The organism is Pseudomonadales bacterium (assembly GCA_013215025.1).
GTDB lineage: Bacteria > Pseudomonadota > Gammaproteobacteria > Pseudomonadales > DT-91 > DT-91.
On the sequence record JABSRR010000188.1, the window covers coordinates 1 to 5,246 of the forward strand.

The following is a 5,246-nucleotide window of genomic DNA, read 5'->3' on the forward strand; positions in this document are numbered from 1 at the left end:
CAGCACGGTATCAACCGGAAAATATTCGCGCAGCTTTTCATTGTCGAGATTAAATTTAGCCACGCGATATTTTTCACTGACATAGCTGATATCCCAAGGCTGCAGCTGATGTATCGCCAATTCTTGCTTAGCAAAATTGGCCAGCTCGGCCAGCTCTTGCTCGGCATAGGGCTTGGCTTTCGCCGATAGGTCTAATAAAAAGTTCACCACCTCATCGACCGACTCGGCCATTTTGGTAAACAAGGAGCGCTCGGCATAGTGGCTAAAGTCTAATAATGCGGCCATTTCTTGCTTTAGCTTCAGGGTTTCCACCATCACCGCCGAATTATCATACTGACAGGCCTCATCATGCGCATAGGCGGCCTGATCCGAAGCCTTGGTTTGAAACGCCATATACATTTTTTTGCGCAAGCTAGCATTGTCGGCATAGCTAATAATCGCGTGATACGAGGGAAAATCTAAGCCCAATAAATAGCCCTCAAGATCTTTCGCCTCAGCTTTGGCCTTAAACATCGCCAACATGCTGTCGGGCACGCCTGCTAGCGCCTGGGCATTGGGCAGCAGATGTTCAAAACTGTCGGTAGCGTCTAATACATGATTAGAAAAGCTCTGCGACAGCTCTGCCAAACGCTCTTTAATGGCTTGAAAACGCTGCTGCTTGCTCGCCTCAAGGTCAACTCCAGCAAGCTTAAAACTGCGTATCGCATGTTCCACCCAGGCCTGCTGCGCCGCATCAAAGTTGGCAAATTCCGCGCTTTGGGCAAGCTTTTTATACTGTGCGAATAGCGCCGCATCCTGACCAATCTCGCTGCCCCAGGCGGTTAGTTTGGCAATCGCCTGTTGGTATTGTTCACGCAGCGCATCGCTGTTTTGCACCCCGTTGAGGTGACTAACCGGCGAGAAAAAGTCTTCTAACTGGCTATCAATATGCTGCACTGGCTCGGCAAAGTTTTGCCATGTCGGGTTATCAATCGCTTTTAATTGCTGCAGCTGCTCACGGGCCTTGCTTAGCAAGTCATCCAGCTGTGGGTTAATGGCGTCAATCGCGATATGGCTAAATTGCGGCAAATTGAGTTGAGTATTTGGCATAGTTTTTCAGTACAATAAACAGATTAAACCCACAGTATATCAAGCTTCAGAGCGATTCGCTGCCATGAGCAACCAATCTACCCCAAATAAGCCCCATACCGACCCTGAGCACTCTATACGTAGCTTACACGGCATAAGCCCACGACTCGGCAGTGCTGTATTTATTGACCGCAGCGCGGTGGTGATTGGCGACGTCAGCCTCGGCGACGATGCCTCGGTGTGGCCGCTAACGGTGATTCGCGGCGATATGCATCAAATTAGCATCGGCGCGCGCACCAGCGTGCAGGATGGCTCGGTATTACATATTACTCACGCCGGCCCTTTTAACCCCGACGGTTGGCCACTAACCATTGGCGATGACTGCACCATTGCACACAGCGTTACCCTGCATGGCTGTAGCATTGGTCACCGGGTGCTGGTCGGTATGGGCTCAATTGTGATGGATGGTGCGGTGGTCGAAGACGAGGTGATTATCGGCGCCAACAGCTTGGTGCCGCCGGGTAAGGTATTGGCCAGCGGCTATTTATACACCGGCTCACCCGCTAAAGCGGTGCGACCCATCAGCGCCAAAGAACGCGAGTTTTTTCGCTATTCGGCAGCAAACTACGTGCAGCTGAAAAACCAATATCTGAGCGACATTACACCGTCGTAACCCCTTTTTGTAACAAAGCTGGTAAGCTGCGCGGCTGATTCATATTTCACCACTATTATCTGTTGTAAGCCGCATGAGCACTGAGATTCACCACAGTTCTAATTTTTTAAGCCGCGCGTTTAAGCGCTGGGCCGAACTCACCTTCGACCATCCCTTAATCGCCATCGTCAGCTGTTGCATTGTGCTGATCGTCGCTGCGCTGCAGGCGCAACATATTGGCGTCGATATGTCGACCGAGGCAATGCTGCGTAAAAACGACCCCGCGCGCGTTGCCTATTCTGAATTTCGCCAGCAGTTTGGCCGCGAAGACGCGATTATTATTGCGATTGCCAGCCCTGACGGGCTCAATCAAACGCTGCTGCAGCAAATCGATACGCTGCAGCAAACGCTGGCCAACGAGGTTGCCTATGTCGATAAAATTACCAGCCTGATCAATGCGCGCTATACCTACGGCGATGACGATGAGCTGGTGGTGGAAGACCTGCTGGAGAATTTCCCCGACTACCGCTGGACGAACGCCGCGCTGAATGACTACGTACTCTCGCAGCCAAACTATATTGGCCGCCTAATCAGTCGTGATGGACAATACACCGCGGTGGTGATCGAGCTGCAAACCTATCTGCAAGCAAGCGACGGTAGGCGTTTATTAAGCGAGCAAGAAACCCAACAGGCGGTAAATGATATTCGCCGCGTATTGGCCAATACCCCGGCGCTTCAGTGGCAGCTTAGCGGCCAGCCGGTATTAGAAGTTACCCTGAATGACCTTACCGCCAAAGAAACCCAGTTTACCTCTGCGGCCGGCGCGCTATTAGTGTTTGGTTTAACGCTGCTGTTTTTTCGCCGCGCCTCCGGGGTGTTTTTCCCGCAACTGATCATCGTCACCTCGATTCTCAGCACCATTGCGGTGATGGCCTATTTTGGCTCGCCGTTCACCCTCACCACCAATGCGGTACTGGCGCTGATGCTGGGTATTGCGGTGGCCGATGCGGTGCATATCCTCACCCTGTTTTACCGCTTCTACGGCGAGCTGCAGGACAAACGCGCCGCGATTGTCAGCGCCATGAGCTATACCGCGCCGGCGGTGTTGCTTACCTCGATCACCACGGCGATTGGGTTTTTATCGTTTATCAGTGGCGACCTCGCCTCGACCGCCGAGCTTGGCATTTACGCCGCGATTGCGGTGACATTTGCGCTACTCTTTACCATCACCTTAATTCCCAGCTGCATCGCACTGTTTAAAATGCGCCAGAGCCATCAAGCGCGGCAGGAAAATCCATTGCTCAGCGCGATTCTGCGCCACTGTGCCTTTTTGGCCACGCACTACCCCAAAACCATTGGCTACAGCACCATCGTGGTATTGCTGCTGTGCCTGTGGGGGCTGAGTCTGCAGTGGTTCTCCTACGACCCGCTGAAATTTTTTCCGGCCGCTACGCAAGAGCGGCAAGACTACTTCGCCATGGACCAAAGCCTTGACGGCATGACCAATCTGGAAATTCTGATCGACAGCGGCAGCGCAGGCGGCATATTTGAGCCCGCATTTGTGCAGCAATTTGAAGACACCGCTAACTGGCTCAGCGATACCGAGCTGGCCGGCATCAAACTCAGCAGCACCTACTCGTTGTTAGATATCTGGCGCGAAACCCATCAAGCGCTTAACGGCAACCAAGCCGCCTTTTACCGCGTTGCGCCAGAGCGCGAACTGCTGGCGCAAGAAACCTTAATGTTTGAAATGAGCGAAGCCGACGACTTATTCAATGTGACCGACGCCGACAAGCAAATACTCCGACTCAGCGTCAAAGCCTTTCATGCCGATGGGGTTGAGCTAGAAGTATTATTGCGCGAGCTAGAAACCCGCTTAGCACAGCGCTTTGACGACACGGTTAACATCACCATTACCGGCGCGTCGGCACTGGTGGCCGAGTCGGTGCCAAAAGCGATTCAAACCATGGCCAAAAGTTATGTTGTGGCGGCGTTCTCGATTATCTTTGTGATGATGCTGCTGGTGAAAAGTTTGCGCATGGGACTCGTCAGCATCGTGCCAAATATTTTACCGATTCTGCTGGGGCTAAACTTTATGGTGATCATGGACTGGCCACTGTCCATGTCGACCATTATGGTCGGCGCGATTGCCATGGGCATTGTGGTAGACGACACCCTGCACTTGCTGTATCACTTTAAACAACATTTTTCACAGTCGGGCGATGCGCGCGACGCGGTGAATAAAACGCTTAGCTCGGTTGGCCCAGCGCTTTTTATAACCACTGTCGTATTTGCCGCCTGCTGTGGCACCAACTTACTCAGCGCTGTGAACAGCGTGTTTATGTTTGGCGCCACCATGGGGGTAGTGATATTCTCAGCACTGTTGGCCGACATATTAATTGCACCCGCGATGTTAGTCTGGGCCTACGACAAACCCAGTAAACGCAAGCGCTAAAACAATAATACAATCCAAGGAATAGGCGATGACTCTTTCACAGCGATTAGCCGGTAAAACCGCCATTATCACCGGCGCCGCCCAAGGCATGGGCGCCGTCACGGCCAAAACCTTTATCGAGCAAGGGGCCAATGTGATTCTGGCCGACGTGCAGGTCGACAAGGGCCAGGCATTAGCCGACTCGCTCGGCGACAAAGCCGCTTTTATTAAGCTTGATGTTACCTGCGAAGACGATTGGGCCGCCGCCGTCGCACTGGCTGAAAACTTTGGCCCCTTAAACGTGGTGGTGAATAACGCCGGCATTTTGGTGTTTAATGCGATCAAAGACCAAAGCAGCGCCGATTATAATCGGGTGCTAAATATCAACCTCACCGGCTGCTATAACGGCATTCGTGCCGCGATTGAACCGATGAAGCGCGCCGGTGGCGGCGCGATTATTAATATTTCCTCGGTTGATGGCCTGCAATCGAAGAACTCGCTATCGGCTTACTCATCAGCCAAGTGGGGCATGCGTGGCTTAAGCAAAGCGGCCGCCTTAGAACTTGGGCCATATGGCATTCGCGTGAATACCGTGCACCCGGGCGGGGTGGCCACCGAGATGCACGCCAAAGATGGCAAGGGCAGTGACGACAGCGCCAATGCCTTTTACAAAGACCATGCCATTCCCCGAGTCGGGCAGCCAAAAGAAGTGGCGCTAATGAGCGCGTTTTTAGCTTCCGATGAAGCCAGCTACTCGACTGGGTCCGAATTTAAAGTCGACGGTGGCTGGAGCGCCGGCATGCGCATCCCGTTTTTGCCCACTAGCTAAGGCGGGCTTTGCCATGGGCTTTGCTAAATTACCGGCTTATCTCATAAGTTTTTAGAAAACGATAATATGAGTAACGCATATCTGGAAATGTATCTTCAACCATCTCGCCGCCGATCGCTTCAAATTCTAAATATGTTTTTATTGCCTCATCACATTGGTAGTTAAGCAGCCCTGCAGAGATAAAAAAGGGGCTGGCTAATTCATCAAAAAAGTAATTCCGAGAAAAACATTCTTCTTCCTCTGTGTCACGTGGTTTTGCTGTT

Annotated in this window: 5 protein-coding genes; 3 read left to right on the forward strand and 2 right to left on the reverse strand. The window is 52.3% G+C overall.

Annotation, left to right across the window (positions count from 1 at the left end):
* Positions 1-1,089 (reverse strand): oligopeptidase A (locus HRU21_11350; GenBank protein ID NRA42884.1); only part of this gene is annotated, 1,089 nt, incomplete at its 3' end.
* A gap of 64 nt (positions 1,090-1,153) precedes the next feature.
* Between HRU21_11350 and HRU21_11355 the strand changes: the two genes are divergently transcribed.
* From HRU21_11355 to HRU21_11365, 3 genes are all read left to right on the forward strand, one after another.
* Positions 1,154-1,741 (forward strand): gamma carbonic anhydrase family protein, encoded by a 588-nt coding sequence (locus HRU21_11355; protein ID NRA42885.1) that lies wholly within the window; start codon positions 1,154-1,156, stop codon positions 1,739-1,741.
* Positions 1,742-1,814: 73 nt separating this feature from the next.
* On the forward strand, positions 1,815-4,175 hold the full coding sequence (locus tag HRU21_11360) for an MMPL family transporter (GenBank protein NRA42886.1): 2,361 nt from the start codon (positions 1,815-1,817) through the stop codon (positions 4,173-4,175).
* 28 nt (positions 4,176-4,203) lie between these two features.
* Positions 4,204-4,983, forward strand: coding sequence for a glucose 1-dehydrogenase (locus HRU21_11365; protein ID NRA42887.1), 780 nt, complete (start codon positions 4,204-4,206; stop codon positions 4,981-4,983).
* Between the two features lie 28 nt (positions 4,984-5,011).
* Here the strand turns inward: HRU21_11365 and HRU21_11370 are convergent.
* The coding region (locus HRU21_11370; GenBank protein ID NRA42888.1) for a hypothetical protein at positions 5,012-5,246 on the reverse strand (235 nt) is incomplete at its 5' end.

Excerpts from the sequence above, each read along its gene's own strand:
- HRU21_11355 (NRA42885.1), top strand. The coding sequence starts at position 1,154 with ATGAGCAACCAATCTACCCCAAATAAGCCCCATACCGACCCTGAGCAC.
- HRU21_11360 (NRA42886.1), top strand. The coding sequence starts at position 1,815 with ATGAGCACTGAGATTCACCACAGTTCTAATTTTTTAAGCCGCGCGTTT.
- HRU21_11365 (NRA42887.1), top strand. The coding sequence starts at position 4,204 with ATGACTCTTTCACAGCGATTAGCCGGTAAAACCGCCATTATCACCGGC.